Consider the following 20,084-nt stretch of genomic DNA (forward strand, 5'->3'; position numbering starts at 1 on the left):
AATCCGCATGAGAACCACACAGTTCGGCGACCGCGCAGGGACTGCTCTGAAGCGCATTTCGACCATCACGTACCGGTGTGGAGGTATTGCATGCTGCTCACCCGCCTGCTCAATCCCGCCGTGGCGACGGGGACCCTTTCCCTGATCGATGCCGAGGGCCGAGTTCACCAGATCGGCCGCGGAACACCGACGATTGCGGTGCGCCTCCATGACAAGGCACTCCATCGCGAACTCGCGCTCAACCCGCGCCTGCGCTTTGGTGAAGCGTACATGGATGGCCGCCTCACCGTCGAAGGCGGATCGATTTTTGACGTCCTAACCGTGCTTTGCCAGGACCAGGAAAATGTTCAAGGGCTGCTTGGACGGTTGAGCGAGGCGTTGGGGCCTGTCCTGCGTCTGGTCCGGCAGCACAATTCCCTGGGACGAGCCCGCCGGAATGTGGCTCACCACTACGACCTGTCACGACCCTTCTACGAGTTGTTTCTGGACCGTGATTTGCAATATTCCTGCGCCTATTTCCGGACACCGGATCTGAGTTTGGACGAGGCCCAAGAGGCGAAGAAGCGCCATATCGCGGCGAAACTCCGGCTGCATCCGGGCCTGCGCGTGCTCGACATCGGCTGTGGCTGGGGCGGGCTGGCGCTGTACCTCGCCGAGGCGTGCGGTGTGCAGGTCACCGGAATCACCTTGTCCGCCGAACAACTCGTCGTGGCCCGTGAGCGGGCGGCCAAGGCGCGGCTGACCGGTCGTGTGCGGTTTGAACGGCGCGATTATCGCGAAATGACCGGCCGCTTCGACCGGATCGTCTCCGTCGGCATGTTCGAACACGTCGGCGTGCCGCAGTACCGCGGCTTCTTCGAGACGCTCCGCGACCTGTTGGCGGAGGACGGCGTGGCGCTGCTCCATGCGATTGGGCGGGCGGACGGGCCAGGCGTCACCAACCCGTGGATTCGGAAACACATCTTTCCTGGCGGCTATGCCCCAGCGCTGTCCGAAGTCGTACCGGCGGTGGAGAGAGCGGGCCTGTGGAACACCGACACCGAGATTCTGCGGCTGCACTATGCCGAGACGTTGCGACTCTGGCGGGAGCGCTTCCTGGCCCGGTGGGAAGACGCCAAGGCTCTGTACGACGAGCGCTTTTGCCGCATGTGGGAATTCTATTTGGCCGGGGCGGAGGTTGCCTTCCGCTATCAAGGGCACATGGTGTTTCAAATGCAGCTGACGCGGTCGCCCGAGGCCGTGCCGCTCACCCGCGATTACGTGGTCGAGGCCGAGCGCCGGTTGGCCCAGCCTTGTGGCGTCGCGGCTTGATGGTCAGAAACTAAGCCGCCGATCACGAGAGGACCGGCACCGCCAACAGCCCGGTCCCGATGATGCCCCACGCGAAAAGCCACATGTCTACAGCGCCAACCATGGGACAAAACGGCGTCGGCAGCTGCACGGCAGCTTGACCTTTGGCGATGCCGTTCGCCTGGAGCGAGGCTCCGGCGGTGACCATGATAAACCCGGCGATCAGCATGGATGATGGTGGTGCTGTAACGGAAGCGGCACACCACCGCCTTTCATGGAACTGCTTTGAACTCTGGGTCGTTGGCTGGGTGGCGCCCGCCTGGCTGATCGGCACGAGCGGGGCGCGTTCTCGAAACAAGGAGACCTGACATGAAGGCCGGGCCTTTTGCGGCCGCCGTTGCCGCAACCATGCTCCTCGCCTCCTCTGCCTACGCCCAGAACCAGGGGCAACAGACCGGGCACCCAAACCTCGACAAGCAGACGGTGATGCAGATTCAGCAAAAGCTGGACCAGCAGGGCTTTCATTCCGGAAAAGTCGATGGTGAGTGGGGGCCGGAGACCCAGGCGGCGCTGAAGAACTTCCAGCAACAGAAAGGCATGCAGGCGACCGGAGAGCCTGATCAGCAGACGCTGGCCGCGTTGGGGATGCCGTCGCAAGCGATGAGCGGCAGTTCGGGCACACCATCCAATGGCTCCGGCAGCTCCGGTTCCGACCAGCAGCAGAACACGCAACAGAACAAGCAGTAAGCAACGGCCATACCGGCGGGTCCAACCCGTTCGTCTGCGCTTCTCTGAATCGTCGCTGGGTCGGGGACGCCTTCGAGGTGGCCCGTGTGTGTGCTGGCGTCGTCGTCGCTCAAAGACCGACCGTCAAGCCGTGATTGTCGCGCCATAGGTTGGACGTGTCGCAGGCCCAGACATCCATCTGTGTCGTCGATGGAGCTGGGAAGGTGCTTTGGCAAGGCAAGTGCCCCACCACGCCGGAGACGATCGCCACGACGCTGCGTGCCAAGGCGGCGCACGCGGTGCGCATCGGGTTAGAGACGGGGCCCCTGACGCCGTGGCTCTGGCACGGGCTGCACGAGCGCGGCTTGCCGGTTCTCTGCCTAGACGCCCGCCACGCCAAGGCAGCGCTCTCCATGCAACTCAACAAGACCGACCGCAACTATGCCCTCGGATTGGCCCAGGTGGTCCGCACCGGCTGGTACAAGCAGGTCGATGTCAAAAGCCTGCCCAGCCATGAAACCCGTGCCCTGGTCGGCGCTCGCGCGCAGCTGGTCGGCATGCGCACCGAAACCAGCAACCTGATCCGCGGCACGCTCAAGACCTTCGGGCTGGTTCTCGATAAGGGGTGCGGCAGCGTGTTCGAGGCGAACGTGCGCGAGCTTGCCGGTGACCAGCCGGCCCTTTGGCCGCTGATCGAGGGGCTGTTGAGCGTGTGGCAGATGCTGGGCGAGCAGATCGGCGCAATCGAGCAGCGCCTGCTCGAGCAGGCACGCGGAAGCGCGGTGTGCCGGCGGCTGATGACGATCCCCGGTGGGCGCACTGACGGCGGTGACCTTCACCACGACCATTGACACCCCGAACCGGTTCGCCAAATCCCGCAGCGTCGGCGCCGACCTGGGCCTGACACCACGCCGCTACCAATCCGGCGAGATGGACAGCACGGGACGTATCTCCGTGCGGCGACCGGCTGCTGCGCACCGACCTATGTGAGGCGGCCAATGCCCGACTGACACGCTGTCGGCGCTGGTGCGCGTTGCGCACCTGGGGTTTACGCCTGGCGAAGCGCGTTGGGCCGCGCAAGGCGCGAGTCGCGGTGGCCCGCAAGTTGGCGGTGCTGATGCATCGGCTTTGGATGGACGACGGTGAGTTCCGCTTGTCGGACAAGGAGGCCGTCGCATGAGCACCTGATCGTCCCTTGGGATCCGCCCCAGCGGCGGAGAGGTGTCCCTGCCGGGACGAAGCCCTGGTCATTCCGTGACTTTGCTTGCCGCTGCCCCCTGGGGTGAGCTCGCTGCGCACCTTGGAAGACCAGAGCTTTCAGGCGCCATGGTGAGGCGGGCCTGTCCCGACCTCGGAAAGAACCACAGAGCCGGCAGGTCACCTCATCAACACCGTTGCCGATGATCCCTCTTGTGAGAGCTTGCCTCCCGTACCCGCAATTAAAGAACCAATGTCATCCCCAGGAGGACCGCCAATTCGGCCACGGCGTCAATGGTCCGGCGTTGCGCAAGGAGTTGGACCGCCGTGCCGACCGTCTGACGCGGCTGAAAGTAAAATTTTAGGAGAATGTGCTACTATCACCGCATCAACATCATGCCACGCACGATGTCGTTCGGCGGCTCTCCCGACCGAGCCATCGCTGGTCGGAGGGGACTATGGGCGGCCTGCAATCGAAGCTGAAGATCCGTTTTCAAATCGCCGCGATGTCGGTTCTCGCCGTGCTGGGCATGCTCGCCATCGGCATCGGCTACTACGTCAGCCTGGCCGCCGAACAACGGGAGCAGCAGGCCATGGACCGCGCCGCCGAAGCCAATGAGGTGGTCGGCCAGGTCGGCACCAATCTGCTCCAGGCACGCCGGGCGGAGAAGGACTTTCTGCTGCGCCGCTCCGAGGACGCCGCCGCGCGCAATGCACACATGGTTCAGGCGGCGCGGGTCGGGGCGGAGGCCCTGGCGCGCGTGGCCGCCGTGGACACGGCACGCCGCTTGGCTGAATTGCTCGAAGGCATCGCCGCCTACGGGCGCCAGTTCAACGCCGTCGTCGCCCACCAGAAGGACGTCGGGCTGTCCGAAAAGGATGGCCTGCTCGGCGCGCTTCGGACGTCCGTGCACGCTGTGGAGGAGAGTCTCGGTAAGTATGACGAGCCTCATCTGCTGGTGCTTATGCTTCAAATGCGCCGCGACGAGAAGGACTTCCTGGCGCGGCAGGATGTGAAGTATGCCGAGAGCATGCAGGCGCGGGCCGCCAGCTTTGCCGCGGCCCTGGCAGCCTCCTCGGTGCCCACGGACAGGCGCGTGGAGATCACCGCCCGCATAGCCGATTACCACCGAGACTTCGCCATGCTGGTCGAGGGCTACCAGCGCCTGAGCGGGGAGACGAAAGCGCTGTCGCAGGTGCATGCCACGCTGGAACCCCTGCTTGACGAGATCAACCGCTCGGTCGAGGGGGAGTACGCTGCCGCAAAAGCCCGGCTGGCCTCGACACAAGCCTCCGCCCAGAGCGTAATGCTCGCCACCATGCTGGCGTCGATGGCCGTGGTCATCCTGGCGTCCGTGCTGATCGGGCGCGGCATCTTCCGGCCGATGATGGCTCTGACCGAGGTCACCCTGGCGCTTGCCGCGGGCGACAAGGAGCGCAGTGTGCCGGGCATGGCACGCGGGGATGAGATCGGCGACATGGCCCGCGCGGTGGAGGTTTTCCGGCAGAACGGCATCGACGCTGACCGGCTGGCGGCCGAGCGCGCCGCCGAGCAGGAAGCCCGTCTTCACAGCGCCAAGCGCCTCGGCGATCTGGTCCAGAGCTTCAACAAGCAGACCGCTGGGATGATTCAGGCGCTGCATGCCTCAGCCGGAGGGATGGAGCAGGCTTCCAGCTCGCTGGCGGCGGTCGCCGAACAGAGCCGCAACCAGGCGCATGCGGTGGCGGCGGCGACCGAGCAGACGTCGGCCAACGTGCAGACGGTGGCGGCGTCCGCCGAGGAGATGGCCGCCTCCATCAGCGAGATCTCCCGGCAGGTGACCCGCTCCTCCGGCATCGCCCAACAGGCCGCCGGAACGGCCGGAACGGCCAACGCCGTTATCCAGACCCTGGCCGAGCAAGCCAAGAGCATCGGCGAGGTGGTGCACCTGATCAACAGCATCGCCGGGCAGACCAACCTGCTGGCCCTGAACGCGACCATCGAGGCCGCCCGCGCCGGCGAGGCGGGCAAGGGTTTCGCCGTCGTCGCCTCGGAAGTGAAGTCGCTGGCCACCCAGACGGCCCGGGCGACGGAAGAGATTGCGGCACAGATCACCGCCATGCAGCAGGCAACCGGCGGAGCGGTGGCGGCGATCGTTGAGGTCACGCGGACGATCACCGAGATCAACGACATCGCCACCGGCATCGCGGCGGCGGTCGAGGAGCAGGACGCCGCCACCCGTGAGATCGCCCGCAACGTTCAGCAGGCGGCGAGCGGCACGCAGGAGGTGCTGGCGAGCATCCAGGGCGTCCAGGGCGCGGCCAGCCACACGGACGATGCCGCCGGGCGGGTGCTCCAGGCCTCGCAGCAGCTGTCCCGGCAATCGGAAGTTCTGGCGCAGCACCTCGAACGCTTCATCCGCGAGGTTCAGACCGCCTGAGCGGGGCGCCGGACTCCTCGATCCGAATGCAGGCACACCGGTTGAAAAGGGGCAGTCCCGCTTTACGCCGGATTGTCCTTTTTCTTGTCATGTTATCAGCGCCCGGACGCCGCGGGGCCACTGCCGCAAAGCGCGCCTTTGAAGGTTTCTCCGCCGACACAGACCAAGAGCGGCCGGTGTGCGGCCTACGGCGGCGTCTGCATCGCCGCGTCCCCGGCGCGGCTGTGGATTGTGGAGGGGCAGCGACCGGACCGCTGGGACCTGACCGGCGCAGCCATTTGTCTGGTCGGCGTGACCATCGTGCTCCTGGGGCCGCGTAGTGCGCCAAATTGATGTCCACCAGGCTCGGGAAGCCAACACCTCACGCACCGCGATCGTGGGAAAGGGTCACAGAGCCGCGTTGCTACACGGACGGGGCCGTTGTCGTAGGCAGCGGCGTCGTTTCCGCCTGGGTCGCCCGCATGCCCTACAAAGAAGCTATGGGGCGAGCGACGAGGTCTGCGGCACCATCGTTGCGCTGACAATGATGGAGAAGCCCCATGGCCAAGCCAGACGCCCTATCCAAGCCCCGCCTCGCTCTCGACCATGGGGGCACCCTGGTCTGCGTGATTGAGATGAGCGGCAGCTCCTGGGTGGTGGCGGCGACGGTGCCGGGGGTGGATCGGCGCCCGTTGCAGAATCCGCCGGTCAACCCGGCGCGCCTGCTGGAGCAGGTCGAGCGCTGGCGCAGGGAAGCGGCGCGGGCTGGGCGGCCAATCACGCGCACGGTGGTGGCGTATGAATCCGGACGCGACGGTTTCTGGCTGGCCCGGCTGCTCCAGGGGCACGGCATCGAAGCCTATGTCATCCACGCCAGCAGCGTGGCGGTGTCGCGCGAGCAGCGCCGGGCCAAGACCGACCGGCTCGACACCGAGATGCTGATGCGTGCCCTGCTCGGCTGGCTGCGGGGCGAGCCGGGGCATTGTCGGATGGTCGCCATTCCGACGGTCGCCCAGGAGGACGCCCGCCGGCCGGGCCGCGCGCGCGACGGCCTGGTCACCGACCGCACCCGGCTGACCAACACAATCAAGGCGGAGCTGGCGCTCTGGGGCATCCGGGGCTTCAAGCCGGGCTTGAGAAAGGCGGCGGACCACTTGGAGGCCCTGCGCACCGCCGACGGCGAGCCTCTGCCGCCCAGCACGCTGGCCCGGCTGCATCGGCTGCTGGAGCGCCGCCGCTTGGTCGGCGAGCCGATCGCGGCGATCGAGCGGGATGCCGCGCCGGCGGTCGAGCGCGACCCGACCGGGCCCAACGCGCTGGTCCTGCTGCTGGCCAAGATCACGGGCAGTGGCCTGGAGACGGCGCAGATGTTGGTACACGAGGTGCTGTCGCGCAACCTGCGCGACCGACGTGCCGTGGCCCGCTACCCCGGCCTGACCGGCACGCCGGACGAGAGCGGCTCGAGGCGCCGTGACAAGGGGATCGGCAAGGCCGGCAACCCGCGGGTGCGCTGCGGCATGGTCCAACTGGCGTGGCGGTTCCTGATGGTCCAGCCGGACGCGGCGCTCGCCCGCTGGTATCGCGAACGGACCGTCGCGGCCAGGGGCAGTGTCCGGAAGACCTTGATCGTGGCACTCGCGCGCAAGCTGCTGGTCGCGCTGTGGAGCTATGCCGCCGCTGGCGTGGTCCCGGAGGGCGTCGTGCTCAAGGCCGCCTGATCCGAGCGCTTCGTCCCCGAGCCAACAGCCGGGGATCCCCGAGCACGGCCGACCGGCATGCCCGGTGGGACGGCCTGCCGAGGTGGGTGGTGTACCGTGCCGTTAGCCTGGGCTGCAATCCGATACAAAGACTGGTCCCACCCCTCCCGGGAGCCTCGCACCCGATGCGCATGGTGCATCATGGTCTCCGGCGGCGCCGGACCGAATACAAGCTTGTCGGATCGCGCGGCCTCCGTGGATCCACCCGACGCGAGCGCTCCGCCTTGGAACCGCCGGCCTGCTTCTGTACCACCCAGTCCGCCACTTCGGATCTCCGCCCAATCCCGGGAGGGTGACACCGGCGGGGGCGGACCTCAAGGACGCGGGGCGCCGCCTGCGGCGGTGGCCTGACGGCCATCCTTGACCTCCACCCCCACCGGTGTCCGGCCAGGATCATGGTCGGGACGGAGGGATGGTTCCGCTGATCGAACATAGGGATAGGAACAGTGAGGGCTTGAACAAGGAAACGCTTGACACGAAAAGCCCCATACAAGCCAACGCCGCTCGCCGGCACCATATCCGCCGGCCGCAGCGGCGCGTGCCCAACTGGGCGGTGTATGATGCCGCCCTGCGCCAGCGCGGCAGTCTCACCGTCTGGGTCACGGACGAGGCGATCGCCGGGTGGCAGGCGACGCCCCGCACCACGCCAGGCGGGCAGCCCCACTACTCCGACCTGGCGATCACGACGTCGCTGATGCTGAGGGCCGTGTTTCGTTTGGCGCTGCGCCAGACCGAGGGCCTTCTCGCCTCCATTCTTCACCTGCTTGGCGTCGACCGGCCGGTGCCCGATCATTCCACCATCGCCCGCCGGGCCAGCACGGTCACGCTTCCCGCCAAACCACGCGGGGTTCGCGGTCCGATGCCCCTGTTGGTGGACCGCACCGGGCTGAAGCTGTGCGGCCCGGGGGAATGGCTGATCGAGAAGCACGGCACCAGGAACCGGCGCTCCTGGCGCGCCCTGCCCATCGGCCTGGATGCGGGCAGCGGCCGCATTGTCGCCGCCACGCTGACTGACCGCGGGGTCGATGACGCCGCGTAGGTCGGCCCTTTGCTCGATCCGGTCTTTGAACCCGTGGCCTCGGTGACCGGGGACGGCGCGTATGACCGGACGGGAGTCTACGCGTCGATCCGGGAGCGCCATCGCGAGGCCGCGGTCGTGGTGCCGCCGCGCCGTGACGCTGTGCTCAGCGACCCCGCCGAGACGGCGCCCACGCAACGCGACCGCCACATCCAGACCATCGCCGCAAGGGGGCGGATGGCTTGGCAGCGGAGCAGCGGATACAACAAAAGGGCCGCCGTGGAGAGCCAAAGGGCGCGCTGGAAAGGCGTGATCGGTCAGGCGCTGCGCTACACCGAGGAGGCGCAGGCCACCGAGGTCGCCATCGCCGTCACGGTCCTGAACCGCATGCTCGACCTCGGACGCCCGAATTCCGTCCGCGTCGCCTGATCCGCAACGCCGATGGGGCAACCTCTTGCCCGTCTCGCCTCCCTGCAACACGCCGCCGAAATCCCGAACAAGCTCCTGGATCGCCTCATTCACGTCGCCTGCCGACCGCCCTGAACGTGCAAAGACCAGCTTAGGAGCTGCACGGTCCGCGCCCTTCTCCCACGCCGGGTTCAGTGCAACACCGATGATGCTTGTCCCGCGGCCGGATCACGCCGCCCATGCAAGGCAGATCGTTCGAAGCAGCGGACCTGATGTTCTATACATCATTAATGCTGTCGTATATCGTAATTTACCTCCGCAACGCATGAAACCTCAGCTATGATCACCGGACCGCAAATGAGAGCCGCCCGAGCGCTGCTTGGCATCGACCAGAAAACCCTGGCCGAGGCGGCGGGCGTGTCGCTGCCGACCATTCAGCGCATGGAGGCGAGCGAGGGCAACGTCCGGGGCGTCGTCGACACCCTGGTCAAGGTCGTCAACGCCTTCGAGGCCGCTGGGATCGAACTGATCGGCGAGAACACCCCGAGCCAGGGCAGCGGCCGCGGAGTCCGCTTCAGGAGCGCAGCCACGAAGCCCGCGGCCGAACCGACAGAACCAAGCTCGGCAAAACGCACGACAGCCGACTGATAGCCCCGCACGCTCCACCGGCCTTGGAGATGAGATCATGTCAGGAGCCGCAACCAAGCGCTCACCCCAGTGGCACCTGTTCGTGCCCAAGCTGATCACCGTGCTCCGCCAGGGCTACGGTCCGGCGGACCTGCGCAACGACGCCGTCGCCGGGTTGACCGTCGCCATCGTCGCTCTGCCGTTGGCCATGGCCCTGGCCATCGCCTCGGGCACCACCCCCGACAAGGGCCTCACCACGGCCATCGTCGCAGGGTTCCTGATCTCCGCGCTGGGCGGCAGCCGCTTCCAGATCGGCGGCCCGACCGGCGCCTTTGTCGTGGTCGTCTTCAACGTGATCGCCCAGCACGGTTTCGACGGGCTGGTGGTCGCCACACTGATGGCCGGAGCGATGCTGGTCGCCGCGGGGCTGCTGCGGCTCGGCACCTGGGTCAAGTACATCCCGCAGCCGGTCATCACCGGCTTCACCGCGGGCATCGCCGTCATCATCTTCTCCAGCCAGGTGAAAGACCTGCTCGGCCTCAGCCTCGACACGGTGCCCGCGGAGTTCCTCGCGAAGTGGGGGGCCGTCTGGGAAAATCGGGGCACCATCGATCCGGCCACCCTGGCGGTCGCGGCTGGATCACTGACCATCATTGTCGGGCTGCGCCGCGTCGCCCCGCGCGTGCCCGGCTTCCTGGTCGCCGTGTGCGCGGGAGCCTTGGCGGTCTGGGCGTTGGGTCTGCCCGTCGACACCATCGGCTCGCGGTTCGGCGGCATCCCGAGTTCGCTGCCCGTTCCCGCCTGGCCCAGCGTGTCCTGGGCGCGGGTCACCGACCTGCTCCCGAGTGCCTTCACCATCGCCTTTCTGGCGGGCGTGGAATCCCTGCTCTCCGCGGTGGTCGCCGACGGGATGACCGGCCGCCGTCACCGCTCGAACTGCGAACTCGTCGCCCAAGGCGTCGCCAACGTCGCCTCGGCCCTGTTCGGCGGCCTGCCCGCAACCGGCGCCATCGCGCGCACCGTGACCAACATCCGCTCCGGCGCGCGGTCGCCCCTGTCGGGCATGCTGCACGCCGTCTTTTTGTTGGCCTTCATGCTCGCGCTGGCGCCGCTCGCGTCCTTTGTGCCGCTGGCCAGTCTGGCCGCGGTGCTGGTCGTGGTCGCCTGGAACATGAGCGAGGTCGAGCGCTTCCGCCATCTCCTGACCGCCCCCTTGTCGGACCGCGTGGCCCTGCTGCTCACCTTTGGCTTGACCGTGTTGGTCGACCTCACGGTGGCCATCGAGGTCGGCGTGGTGGTGGCGGCCATGGCGTTCATGCACCGCATGGCGCAAGCGGTGGAGATCCAGAGCCACGTCAAGCTCCTCGACGAGGATACCGACGACCTCGACCGCCCGGCCAGCGACGTCTACCAGCCTCGCGGCGACCTGCCCGAGGGGGTCGTCGTGTTCCGGATCACCGGGCCCTTCTTCTTCGGCGTTGCCAACCGGCTGAGCGACGTGTTGGATCAGATCGGGCGCCCTCCGAAGGTGCTGATCCTGCGCATGCGCGAGGTTCCGTTGATCGACGCGACCGGCGTTGGCGCTTTGGCCGAACTCGTTGACCACTGCCGCCGTGAGGGCGCGTTGGTGATCCTCTCCGGTGTTCAGGAGCAGCCGCAGCGGGTCCTGGACACCATGGGGCTGACGAACGCCCCCAACATCATTTTCGCCGCAAACCTGGAAGCAGCGGTGGGCATCGCCCGGCACCGGACCACGCCGCGTCCGGCGACGGCAACGCTGGTCCATGCCCGCTGAGGTCGATGAAGAGCCCGGCTCCGTACATTGGCCGGGGTCCTTCCGCCGATGCTGACGCCGGTGGCGCGTTGGTCCCAGACGCGGGTTTCACCGCGCAGAGCTTGATTGTATTGGGCGCCCGTATTTTAACGTTGTACGATATGCGGACCATACCGAAATACCGCCCGCGCTGGCCGTCGTTCCTCGCTCCCTTCGGTGTCGCGGGTCTTCTCGCGCTCGGTCTGTGGGCCAACATTCTTCACGGCTCTCAGCGTGACCGGGAGCAGACTCGGCATGAAGCCGAGGTGACCGCCGCCAACCTTGCCCGAGCTTTTGACGAGCACGTCGTTCGGACGGTTCAGCACATCGACGCGGTCCTGCTCCACCTGCGCCTCGAATACCAGCGCAACCCGGAGCGCTTCAACGACCGACAGGGCGACGTGTTCTGGAACACCTATGGTGCCGAGTTCATGCAGGTCGGCATCATCGACCGGGACGGCAGGCTCCTTTACAGCAACCTGACGCGGGGTACCGGGTGACCAGCGCGGTCGACGGCATGGTGCGGATCGGGGCTTATCGCCGCCTCCGGGAGTTTCCGCTGATCGTGCTTGTTCTCCTCGCCGACGAGGATGTCTTCGCCGGAACCGAGGGGCGGTGGTCCGCCATGGTGTCGGTCGGTCGGTGGGCGTCAGCGCTGCTGTTTGGGAGCGCCCTGGGCATCGCCTGGCTGCTCGATCGGAACCGCCGCTCGCGCAACGAGTTGGAGACGGCGAACGCCGAGTTGCGTTACCTGGCCGATACCGACGTCCTGACGGGCGCGAAGAACCGGCGGGCTTTCACGGCGCTGGCCGAGCGGGAACTGGCGCGCCATCAGCGCTATCACCGGGCACTGTCTCTCATCATGATGGACCTCGACCACTTCAAGGCCGTCAACGACGAACACGGTCACGCGGCTGGAGATGCCGTGCTCATCGAGGTGATCCGGCGGTGTCGGGATGGCCTGCGCCGCCATGACGCCATTGGACGATTGGGTGGGGAGGAATTCGCCATCCTGCTGCCCGAAACCGGGCTCTCACAAGCCCGGGAGGTGGCCGAGCGCTTGCGGCAGAGCATCGCCGCCGCTTCCATTTTCGCGCCGGATGGACAGGCTCTTGCCGTAACGGCAAGCATGGGAATTGCCGCGCTCGGCGCGGGCGATCTCCTTGATAGCCTGCTCAGTCGCGCCGACCATGCTTTGTACCAAGCCAAGGAATGCGGCCGCAATCGCAGTGTTGTCGCCGGTGTGGAGGCCGCCCCCGCCTAAGGTCGGTTGGCTTTTCGGAAAGCTTCCTCCCCATGCCATCAACGGCGGGCCTCGCCCGCTGTCTCTCGCATCGCCTTGCCCAATGGACGTGTAAAACGCGCGGAGCGGCGGCGTGTTCGACATCGTAAAGGCGAGCTCGAACCAGCCGGCGATCGCGTCCTTATCGACCCAGAAAGCCAAGCTGCCGCACCGGCGCAGGCCCGCGTCATAAGAGGACCAATTCGTTCCCCGAAAACGCATCTTCGGGATGCGGTGGTGACGGGCAGCGTTGTGCTTGAAGGGCGTGGCAGGCGCGGTGGTCAGGGCACCGAGAGGCCCTTGTCCACACCCGCTCTCCGCCCGCCAACCAAATCTGGTTGCGCTTTCATGCACCACCGCCGTCATGGGCCGCACACCGGGGTGGTCCGGAGAAGGATGAAATATTGAAATCTCAACCCCCATGAAGGCGACAGAATTTGTTGCATTCGGCTGCAGTCAGGACGGCTTTATTGCGAATTTGATGGCGATCGACTTTCTTGATCTTCGTCAATTATCGGACGCGGCGATGCGAGTATCCATAACAACCATAGAGTATTTGGCAAACACCATGGAGGCGCGCTATGTCGCTCCTATCCTCGATCCACACCGCCACGTCGTACGCCCTGCATCTGATCGGCGCCGACGAGTACTCCCGGGCCGAGCGTGAACTCTCCGCTCTCGACGACGAGATCCTGCGCGACATGGGCATTTGCCGCTGCGAGATTCACGACATCGTGCTGCACGGCCGCGCCACCAACGACGTTTCCTCCGTCAAGCATTGAGACGATCATGGGCGATCTGACCGACGCTAATACCTTCCGCATCATCGAACAGGCGCGCCGGGAACGCGACGCTCGGAGACTTGCTCATCGCCGGCTTCCGCGCGCTGGCGCGACCGATCCACCGCCTGCTCGCGTTGCACCCGCACCATCGTCACGCGCCCCAGGCCTGAGCGTCTCTGTTGTGATGCGAGTTGGAACGCGAGCGACTCCCTGCCCGGCGGCCCTGCGCCGCCGACGGCTGCGAGGCGACGGTGGCGCGGCCGGATTCTTGAAGCACGACTGTCGCGAGGGCTGATGCCAAGGGCGGGTGAACCGTTCCGGTATGTGGCTCGGCCTGCCTCTTGGGTTTCAACCTTGTGCGCCTCTCTGGAAACGGGAGGGGATTAAGCGCCGTCCGTATGACAGAACCGGCCCACGCGTCCGCCGGCTTCCGTGCAACAAATGACCGCGGCCCCTACAGGAGCATTGCCTGCACATGGCTCACCTATTTCCGGAGGAGAGCGGCAGCCACCACAGCGAAGCCAAGGCCGCTGTGTGGAGGAAGTCCGGCGGTCCTGTTCGAGTTATTCCGCGGCAAGTCGTAGGGCCGAAGGACATTCGTCATTGAGAATGTCCGCGATGGTGTCGGCACACTTGCCGCATTGGGGAGCCACGCCGCAGGCGGCGTAAACGTCGCGCACAGTGTTCGGTCGATGAGCGCGGACGGCGTGACGAACCCGGTTTTCGGTCAGGGCATTGCAGATGCAGACGTACATGGAATCCGATGAGGAACGCGGGTGGGTGGGGTGTCCGTACCGTATGTCTTTGAGCCGGACGCATGCGTCACTCAGACCGTCAGGCGCAGTCGGCAAGGTCGGCGAGGGCGTCGTGGTCGAGCAGTTCGACCTTGCCGCCGTCGAGGATGCGGATCAGGCGGCTGGTTTTCAGCTTGGTGAAGCCGCGCGACACGGTCTCGGTGGTCAGGCCCAGGTAATCGGCGATGTCGCTCCGGCTCATCGGCAGGGCGATGGCGCGGTTGCCGTCGGTGCGGCGGCTCAGCGCCAGCAGGAAGGAGGCCAGCTTCTCCAGCGCGGTCTTGCGGCCGAGCAGCAGCATCTGGTCCTGGGCGGCCACCAGCTCCGACGTGGTCACCGACAGCAGCTTGCGGGCCAGCGAGGGCTGGGCGTCCAGCAGCGCGTCGAGCTGGGAGCGGGAGATGCGCTGCACCGTGCAGGCGGTAACCGTCTCGGCCGAGTAGAGGTAGCGCTCGGCGAAGGCCAAGCCCACCATGTCGCCGGCCTGCAGAAAGCCAATGATCTGGCGGCGGCCGTCGGGCAGCAGTTTGTACAGCCGGATCACACCGTCCACGATGCGGAAAATGGCGTCAGCTGCGTCGCCTTCCGCAAAGATCGACTGTTCGCGGTCGATGACCTTCACCTGGGCGATGGTGGCCAGCGGGTCGGCGGCGGGGGAACGCTGGGCCTTGGGCATCCCGCCCACCGATTGCGGCATCGTGGCGGCCAGGTAGCCGGGGACGAAGCGGTTCGGCTGGGCGGCGGCGATGGCGGTGTGAGCGGACATATCAGGCCTTCGGCAGTTTGCGGCAGCGGCTGTCGTGGTGTGTCGCAACCGCCTGATGAGCCGAAGTTAGCCAGGGGGCTGGGCGCTGTGCAGTTCGGTCTTGTACCTAAGGGAGTTCCCCTACGGAAAACTACCTATACGTGGAACCCCGTACGGAGCTCAGGCAACCAAGCTCAAGCGGCGTGCGGCAGCAGCTTCTGCACCGCGTCGAGCAGCTGGTCCTCCTCGAAGGGCTTTTCGAGGAAGGCGGTCACCCCGGCCTCGCGGGCGCGGGCGAAGGTCGCGGGATCGCCGCGGCCTGACACCATGATCACCGGCAGGCCGCGCAGGCGCGGGCCGAAGTGTTCGACAAACTCCAAGCCGCTCATCACCGGCAGATGCAGGTCGAGGACGAGGCAACCCGCTGGTTCTCCGTCGAACTGGTCGATGAAGCTCTGGCACGATTCATAATCCCGCACCTCGAAGGCGCAGGCTTCCAGCAGCGCCTTCATCGAGTCACGGACCGGCTCATCGTCGTCGACGATGTAGACGATCCCATCGTTCGGCTCCGCCATAGTGGCCTCCCGCTTCCATACCCACGCAAACACCGCCGACATGCGGCGCTTCACGAAGGATAGAAGGACACCGGCGGACCCGATATCAGGAGTAGTCCCTATCCGCCGCGGTTTTGATCCAGATCAGCCGCCGCGTATCGGCGGCGCCCAGTCATGGCGTTGCGGGCGTGCTGTTCGCGTCGGAAGACGACGTGTGCCTCCGGCCAACGACGCCGAGGGTTCGGCATTGCCTGTGGGCCATAGCACACAATCCGCCTTGCGGCCTTTCCTTTCGGCCTCTTCCCTCCTCCGAGCACGCGCACCTCCCCGCCATCCGGGCGCACGAGGCCGAGCATCATCTTCATCAGCGTCGTCTTGCCCGCGCCGTTGTGGCCAAGCAGGGCCGCCGCTCGCCGGCGGCCAGCGCCAAGGTCACCCCGTGCACCACAATGCGGTCGCCGTAGCGCTTGGTGAGTCCGTCGAGGACGGCCGCGTCAGCTTCTTTCACGGGCGAGGTCCTCCATGCGCCAGCCCGGTTTGCGCTCGGGCGGGCGCATCAATGGGGCGGAGTCCACCACCCCGCCGGGGGTGATGGCCGGGAATTGCGACTGCGCCCAACGCACGACCTGAACCGCCGGGCTGTCGAGCGATCACTCGGGTGGCTCAACCGGTCGCGCCGGCTGAGCAAGGACTACGAAGCCCTCCCGCAAACCAGCGAGGCCTGGATCCGCATCGCCATGATCCAGCTCATGCTCCGCCGCCTCGCTCGCAACGCGCAATAAACCTTCAAAGCACGCTCTTAGGTGGCCACGAGCGCCGCTTCGCTGTCGCCGGTCTGGGCAGCCAGGGCACTGTTCCAGCGATAGCCGAAGCCGGGGTAATTCGCGATGCCGTCGAATTCAGCATCGACGGCGCGGAACTTGGCCCGGATGCGCTTGATGAAGGCGCGCACGTTCGCGCGATACCCGTTGTTTCCGTATCCGGCCATGAAGCCTTGGCCGTGCACCAGGTCGTAGAGCTCACGGTAGGACACGTCGCCCTCCGGCCGGGTGGCCAGCAGCGCAATCATGTTGAACTCGGTCAGCGTGAGATCGACGCGCCCCCCTTTCCAGAGAGCACGCCCACGGGCCAGGCGCAGTTCCAGATCCCCGCGGATGTGGACCGCCGCCTCGCTCTCCGCCTGCGCAGGCACGTCGCTGGGCGTGCCCTTGGTGCCGTCCAGCACCAGCGCCATGCGCTTCAGCAGGATGGGCAGGCGGCGCGACTTTCCGATGTAGTCGCGAGCACCGTGCGCCAGTGCAATGTGCTCGTCGCCGTCATCGGCCTCTCCGGCCAGGCAAATGACCGGAGCGCTGACCCCGCGGGCATTCGCTTCCCGCAGGAGCGCGGCGGCGGCCAGGCCGGGCGTGTGCCAGTCGAGCAGCACAAGGTCGGCCTCGCCGCCTTGCGTCAGGTACTCCAGCGCGGCCTCGCCACGGTCGAAGGACCGCACATCATACCCCTCGTCCGCCAGCCGGCAGCCCAGTGCTTCCCGGTAATGTTCATCCGCCTCGACCAGGGCCACCCGGGCGACCGCTTCGGCCATGCGGGCCGTGCTGAGGTTGGGCAACGACAGACTGGGAAGAGAATGGATGCTCACTGGCGCGGTCCTCACATCTGTTGCAGAGACTGGGGCGGCCAATGGCTGCGTCAGGGAGGGGCAGTTATGGGGCGGTATGGTTAACGTAGCGTAAGAATGTCTCCGCCTTCCACTTCTGGACAGCCCTTCCCGATGTCCGTGCAGAGGGTCTGGATCACGATGGCCCGGCGTTTGGGTCTGCGGGGGCCCGGCTTGCCGGGCCTGCTGACCACGGGCCGCAACAGTCCACAACCAGCCGATCGCCCAGTTTGGGATCGGGCCGAGAGGCGTTCGGAGCACAAGAGAAGACTTGAACGGCTCTGGGTTCGGTCCTCCGGCATTGGCGCAATGTCCTGGCTTTGCTGTTGTTGAACGCTGAAAGCATCAACACTGCGGCTTCCTCTTGGCGCCGATCGCATCGCTAGTACTGCCGGTGGTGCCGCCATTGGAGGAAACGGCATGAGCACCCAAGAGGCCGATCTGCAACGTTCCCACGCACCTCGGGCATCCGGGACGGCCCGTCGTCGATCGAAGGCCAAGGACGAACCTCGAAACGGCCCCCGCGGAGAACGCGCCGTCCAGCCGGACATGGCTTTGGGGCTCTGGGCGTCCTGGATGGAGAACCACTTCGCGGCCGGACGGGGTTGGCCCGGTGGGAGGCCGTGGTCGCAGGTGACCCGCGATGATTTCGTCGGCGGCATGCTGGCGGCGAGCAGTCAACAGATCAACGCCATGCTCGCCCGCGATCCTCTGTTGCACGCCATCGACGGGATATGGAGCGCCAACCCGTTCCGCGCCGTCGTGCCGGTCGACTGGGCCGCCGTCGCGCGGGCCCTGCGGACCGTGGCCGTCTTATCGCTCGGCCACCCCGAACGGAGCCTGCGCTCGGCCGCCGAGCTCAACGTGAGCCTTTGGCGGGCCACCATGGACGCCTGGAACGACGCGGCCCGACGGTGGTGGGGGCTGAGCGACGGGCTGGCCTCCGCGAGTCTGGCCGCCGGGAGGGAGGACAAGCGCTTCGCCGCCCCCGAATGGCACCTCAATCCTGCATACCGCAGCCTCAGGGACCTGTATCTGCTGGCATCCGACTGGCTGCTCCGGCATGGCAGCGAACTGCCGGGCCTGGACGAGGCCGAGCGGCAGCGGCTGACCTTCCACTTGCGCCAGTTCGTCGATGCGATGAGCCCGACCCTGCTGCTGCTGTCCAATCCGGTCGCGCTGCGCCGGGCCATGGAGACGGGCGGCACGAGCCTGGCCGACGGTGCCCGCAATCTGCTGAGCGACCTTCAGGCCGGCCGCCTCCGCATGGTCGATGCCGACGCCTTCGCGCCGGGGCGCAACCTGGCGCTGACCCCCGGTAAGGTGGTTCACCGCAACCGCCTGATCGAGTTGATCCAATACGCGCCCGCGACCGCGACGGTGCACCAGGTGCCGCTGCTGATCCTGCCGCCATGGATCAACAAATACTACATCCTCGACCTGCAGCCGCAGAACAGCTTCGTGCGCTACCTGATCGAGCAGGGCTTTACCGTGTTCACCATCTCGTGGAAGAACCCGGACGCCAGCATGGACGGCATCACCATCGAGGATTGCATGGAGCTCGGCCCGCTGGAGGCCGGCGCGGTGGTGCGCGCGATCTCCGGCAGCGAGACGGTCAACGTTATGGGCTACTGCATCGGCGGCACGCTGCTGGCGCTGACCCTGGCCTGGTTGGCGGCCCAAGGCGAGAGCGGTTTCGGCGCCGCCACTTTCATGGTCTCGCTGCAGGATTTCGCACGGGTGGGTGATACGGCGGTCTTCATGGACGAGCCGAGCATCGATTTCATCGAGCAGCAGATGATGGAGCGCGGTTATCTCGACAGCCGGGCGATGAGCAACATGTTCAACCTCCTGCGCTCCAACGACCTGATCTGGGCCAACGTGGTGAACAATCACCTGCTGGGCAACAAGCCGCCGGCCTTCGATCTTCTGTACTGGAACAGCGATGGCACGCGCATGGCCCGCGCCGCCCGCAGCTGGTACCTGCGCAACACCTACGTCGAGAACAACCTGATCCGCCCTGGCAGGATCCGCCTGAAAGGGCACGCCATCGCTCTCGGACGGATCGAACAGGACCTCTACGCGGTCGGCGCCGAGAAGGACCACATCGTGCCGTGGAGCGCGGCGTGGCGCATCACGCAGCTCATCGGGGGCGCGGTGCGCTTCGTGCTGGCGTCGAGCGGCCACATCGCCGGCATCGTCAACCCGCCCGGCGGCAAGGGGGCCTACTGGACTTTGGAGGACGATACGCCGGTCACGGACGCCGCCTCCTGGCGACAGGCGGCGACGCGCCACGAGGGAAGCTGGTGCACCGACTGGACGGCCTGGCTGTCGGCACGGTCCGCGCAAGGGCAAGCCGCCGTCACTTGGCAGCGTTGTCCACCCACCGCTCGAGGATGCGCCCGGCGCTTACGTGCTTGAGAAGTGACGCTGGCGGTGGCGACCGCCATCCGCTCTCAAAGCACCGCATCCGGTTCCTTTTGCATGATCGGCGGCCCCTTTTGGCGACCGGCGGCCAGGAGCGGCGCCGGAGGAACAGGCCTTCGACATGCCTTTGCCACCTCGTTGCAATGGACGATGGCGCGGCGCCTTGGCACTGTCACACAGCCCTTGCCCGGTAACGGCGGCTAGGACCCGGACCGTGGGCGGCTTTTCACATCTCGGCCCGGCGAGCCCGGCGACCGCCCGCGGCCGGCATCGGGCAGGGGCACGGCGTTTGCGCGCTCGTTGGCAGGGTTCGCTGTCCGTGGTTTGCCATCGCGCACAGGCGGATGGCCTTTGTGCCGGAAAGCAGCGGGCGGACGGGGTGTGGGCAACGGGAGACGCGCTGGATGGAGAGCGTCCTGCGTGGTGGGAATGACTGGACAGCGTTCGCGTGTCCCGGCATCGGCAAGCGAGTCGGGGGCGTCGTTTGAGGAACGATGCAAGACCCTGTCGGATTCCGTCGCTCGGCTGTTGATCTTTGATGCAGCCAATGGAGGAAAGCATGTGCCACAGCAGTGAGCGCTGGCCGTACAGGTCCCGTCGGCAGGCGG

The 20,084-nt window shown here is 66.7% G+C and carries 21 protein-coding genes and 1 pseudogene; 15 read left to right on the top strand and 7 right to left on the bottom strand.

Translation table 11 applies throughout. The features are described 5' to 3' along the window. The first annotated feature begins 90 nt into the window (after positions 1 to 90). Positions 91 to 1,311: an SAM-dependent methyltransferase gene (locus tag M2351_RS30980; RefSeq protein ID WP_264659867.1), complete on the top strand. Its 1,221-nt coding sequence runs from the start codon at positions 91 to 93 to the stop codon at positions 1,309 to 1,311. A gap of 22 nt (positions 1,312 to 1,333) precedes the next feature. Here M2351_RS30980 and M2351_RS30985 read toward each other — a convergent pair whose 3' ends face one another. Beyond that, positions 1,334 to 1,519, bottom strand: a complete 186-nt coding sequence (locus tag M2351_RS30985; RefSeq protein ID WP_264659868.1) for a hypothetical protein — start codon at positions 1,517 to 1,519, stop codon at positions 1,334 to 1,336. Between the two features lie 140 nt (positions 1,520 to 1,659). Between M2351_RS30985 and M2351_RS30990 the strand changes: the two genes are divergently transcribed. The 12 genes and pseudogenes from M2351_RS30990 (at position 1,660) to M2351_RS31045 (ending at position 13,299) form a co-directional block, all read left to right on the top strand. Further along, a complete protein-coding gene (locus M2351_RS30990; RefSeq protein ID WP_264659869.1) occupies positions 1,660 to 2,037 on the top strand; it encodes a peptidoglycan-binding domain-containing protein in 378 nt (125 codons plus the stop codon). Positions 2,038 to 2,240: 203 nt separating this feature from the next. Beyond that, on the top strand, positions 2,241 to 2,867 hold the full coding sequence (locus tag M2351_RS45320; RefSeq protein WP_454464598.1) for an IS110 family transposase: 627 nt from the start codon (positions 2,241 to 2,243) through the stop codon (positions 2,865 to 2,867). Next, a complete protein-coding gene (locus M2351_RS45325; protein WP_406567454.1) occupies positions 2,845 to 3,006 on the top strand; it encodes a transposase in 162 nt (53 codons plus the stop codon). Before M2351_RS45320 ends, M2351_RS45325 begins: the two co-directional genes overlap by 23 nt. A gap of 665 nt (positions 3,007 to 3,671) precedes the next feature. After that, positions 3,672 to 5,633, top strand: coding sequence for a methyl-accepting chemotaxis protein (locus M2351_RS31000; protein WP_264659870.1), 1,962 nt, complete (start codon positions 3,672 to 3,674; stop codon positions 5,631 to 5,633). A gap of 138 nt (positions 5,634 to 5,771) precedes the next feature. Beyond that, positions 5,772 to 5,966: a YnfA family protein gene (locus M2351_RS31005; protein WP_319801944.1), complete on the top strand. Its 195-nt coding sequence runs from the start codon at positions 5,772 to 5,774 to the stop codon at positions 5,964 to 5,966. Between the two features lie 206 nt (positions 5,967 to 6,172). Continuing rightward, entirely contained in the window at positions 6,173 to 7,330 is a 1,158-nt protein-coding gene (locus tag M2351_RS31010; RefSeq protein ID WP_264659871.1) for an IS110 family RNA-guided transposase, read from the top strand. 526 nt (positions 7,331 to 7,856) lie between these two features. Further along, positions 7,857 to 8,816 (top strand): annotated as a pseudogene (locus M2351_RS31015) (IS5 family transposase). Positions 8,817 to 9,134: 318 nt separating this feature from the next. Then, positions 9,135 to 9,443: a helix-turn-helix domain-containing protein gene (locus M2351_RS31020; RefSeq protein WP_264659872.1), complete on the top strand. Its 309-nt coding sequence runs from the start codon at positions 9,135 to 9,137 to the stop codon at positions 9,441 to 9,443. Between the two features lie 37 nt (positions 9,444 to 9,480). Next, complete coding sequence (locus tag M2351_RS31025; RefSeq protein WP_264659873.1) at positions 9,481 to 11,217, top strand: SulP family inorganic anion transporter; 1,737 nt, start codon at positions 9,481 to 9,483, stop codon at positions 11,215 to 11,217. 5 nt (positions 11,218 to 11,222) lie between these two features. After that, on the top strand, positions 11,223 to 11,735 hold the full coding sequence (locus tag M2351_RS31030; RefSeq protein ID WP_264659874.1) for a hypothetical protein: 513 nt from the start codon (positions 11,223 to 11,225) through the stop codon (positions 11,733 to 11,735). Further along, positions 11,732 to 12,499 carry a GGDEF domain-containing protein gene (locus M2351_RS31035; protein WP_264659875.1) on the top strand — a complete coding sequence of 256 codons (768 nt, stop codon included), beginning with the start codon at positions 11,732 to 11,734 and terminating at the stop codon, positions 12,497 to 12,499. Before M2351_RS31030 ends, M2351_RS31035 begins: the two co-directional genes overlap by 4 nt. Before the next feature lie 599 nt (positions 12,500 to 13,098). After that, positions 13,099 to 13,299: a DUF1127 domain-containing protein gene (locus M2351_RS31045; RefSeq protein ID WP_264659876.1), complete on the top strand. Its 201-nt coding sequence runs from the start codon at positions 13,099 to 13,101 to the stop codon at positions 13,297 to 13,299. Between the two features lie 563 nt (positions 13,300 to 13,862). On the opposite strand, the gene M2351_RS31050 is transcribed toward M2351_RS31045, so the two are convergent. The 5 genes from M2351_RS31050 to M2351_RS31070 form a co-directional block, all read right to left on the bottom strand. Further along, positions 13,863 to 14,054, bottom strand: coding sequence for a (2Fe-2S)-binding protein (locus tag M2351_RS31050; protein WP_264659877.1), 192 nt, complete (start codon positions 14,052 to 14,054; stop codon positions 13,863 to 13,865). 79 nt (positions 14,055 to 14,133) lie between these two features. Then, the gene (locus tag M2351_RS31055; protein WP_264659878.1) at positions 14,134 to 14,859 is read right to left on the bottom strand and encodes a helix-turn-helix domain-containing protein; all 726 of its coding nucleotides are present in this window, start codon (positions 14,857 to 14,859) and stop codon (positions 14,134 to 14,136) included. A 173-nt stretch (positions 14,860 to 15,032) separates the two neighbouring features. Further along, positions 15,033 to 15,413 carry a response regulator transcription factor gene (locus M2351_RS31060; protein WP_264659879.1) on the bottom strand — a complete coding sequence of 127 codons (381 nt, stop codon included), beginning with the start codon at positions 15,411 to 15,413 and terminating at the stop codon, positions 15,033 to 15,035. Between the two features lie 98 nt (positions 15,414 to 15,511). Next, positions 15,512 to 15,757 carry a P-loop NTPase family protein gene (locus M2351_RS45025; protein WP_319801945.1) on the bottom strand — a complete coding sequence of 82 codons (246 nt, stop codon included), beginning with the start codon at positions 15,755 to 15,757 and terminating at the stop codon, positions 15,512 to 15,514. Then, positions 15,757 to 15,900, bottom strand: coding sequence for a hypothetical protein (locus M2351_RS31070; protein ID WP_264659880.1), 144 nt, complete (start codon positions 15,898 to 15,900; stop codon positions 15,757 to 15,759). Before M2351_RS31070 ends, M2351_RS45025 begins: the two co-directional genes overlap by 1 nt. A gap of 94 nt (positions 15,901 to 15,994) precedes the next feature. Here M2351_RS31070 and M2351_RS31075 point away from each other — a divergent pair, with 94 nt between their 5' ends. After that, positions 15,995 to 16,174 (top strand): transposase, encoded by a 180-nt coding sequence (locus M2351_RS31075; RefSeq protein ID WP_406567455.1) that lies wholly within the window; start codon positions 15,995 to 15,997, stop codon positions 16,172 to 16,174. A gap of 17 nt (positions 16,175 to 16,191) precedes the next feature. Here the strand turns inward: M2351_RS31075 and M2351_RS31080 are convergent, their stop codons facing one another. Continuing rightward, positions 16,192 to 17,031 carry a response regulator transcription factor gene (locus tag M2351_RS31080; protein WP_264659881.1) on the bottom strand — a complete coding sequence of 280 codons (840 nt, stop codon included), beginning with the start codon at positions 17,029 to 17,031 and terminating at the stop codon, positions 16,192 to 16,194. A 438-nt stretch (positions 17,032 to 17,469) separates the two neighbouring features. Between M2351_RS31080 and M2351_RS31085 the strand changes: the two genes are divergently transcribed. Next, positions 17,470 to 19,470: a PHA/PHB synthase family protein gene (locus M2351_RS31085; protein WP_264659882.1), complete on the top strand. Its 2,001-nt coding sequence runs from the start codon at positions 17,470 to 17,472 to the stop codon at positions 19,468 to 19,470. Positions 19,471 to 20,084 lie beyond the last annotated feature (614 nt).

The organism is Azospirillum canadense, assembly GCF_025961225.1.
Lineage (GTDB): Bacteria > Pseudomonadota > Alphaproteobacteria > Azospirillales > Azospirillaceae > Azospirillum > Azospirillum canadense.

Coding starts and splice junctions, on each gene's coding strand:
- M2351_RS30980 (WP_264659867.1), top strand. CDS start 91: ATGCTGCTCACCCGCCTGCTCAATCCCGCCGTGGCGACGGGGACCCTT.
- M2351_RS30985 (WP_264659868.1), bottom strand. CDS start 1,519: ATGCTGATCGCCGGGTTTATCATGGTCACCGCCGGAGCCTCGCTCCAG.
- M2351_RS30990 (WP_264659869.1), top strand. CDS start 1,660: ATGAAGGCCGGGCCTTTTGCGGCCGCCGTTGCCGCAACCATGCTCCTC.
- M2351_RS31000 (WP_264659870.1), top strand. CDS start 3,672: ATGGGCGGCCTGCAATCGAAGCTGAAGATCCGTTTTCAAATCGCCGCG.
- M2351_RS31010 (WP_264659871.1), top strand. CDS start 6,173: ATGGCCAAGCCAGACGCCCTATCCAAGCCCCGCCTCGCTCTCGACCAT.
- M2351_RS31020 (WP_264659872.1), top strand. CDS start 9,135: ATGATCACCGGACCGCAAATGAGAGCCGCCCGAGCGCTGCTTGGCATC.
- M2351_RS31025 (WP_264659873.1), top strand. CDS start 9,481: ATGTCAGGAGCCGCAACCAAGCGCTCACCCCAGTGGCACCTGTTCGTG.
- M2351_RS31030 (WP_264659874.1), top strand. CDS start 11,223: ATGAAGAGCCCGGCTCCGTACATTGGCCGGGGTCCTTCCGCCGATGCT.
- M2351_RS31045 (WP_264659876.1), top strand. CDS start 13,099: ATGTCGCTCCTATCCTCGATCCACACCGCCACGTCGTACGCCCTGCAT.
- M2351_RS31050 (WP_264659877.1), bottom strand. CDS start 14,054: ATGTACGTCTGCATCTGCAATGCCCTGACCGAAAACCGGGTTCGTCAC.
- M2351_RS31055 (WP_264659878.1), bottom strand. CDS start 14,859: ATGTCCGCTCACACCGCCATCGCCGCCGCCCAGCCGAACCGCTTCGTC.
- M2351_RS31060 (WP_264659879.1), bottom strand. CDS start 15,413: ATGGCGGAGCCGAACGATGGGATCGTCTACATCGTCGACGACGATGAG.
- M2351_RS45025 (WP_319801945.1), bottom strand. CDS start 15,757: ATGAAGATGATGCTCGGCCTCGTGCGCCCGGATGGCGGGGAGGTGCGC.
- M2351_RS31085 (WP_264659882.1), top strand. CDS start 17,470: ATGAGCACCCAAGAGGCCGATCTGCAACGTTCCCACGCACCTCGGGCA.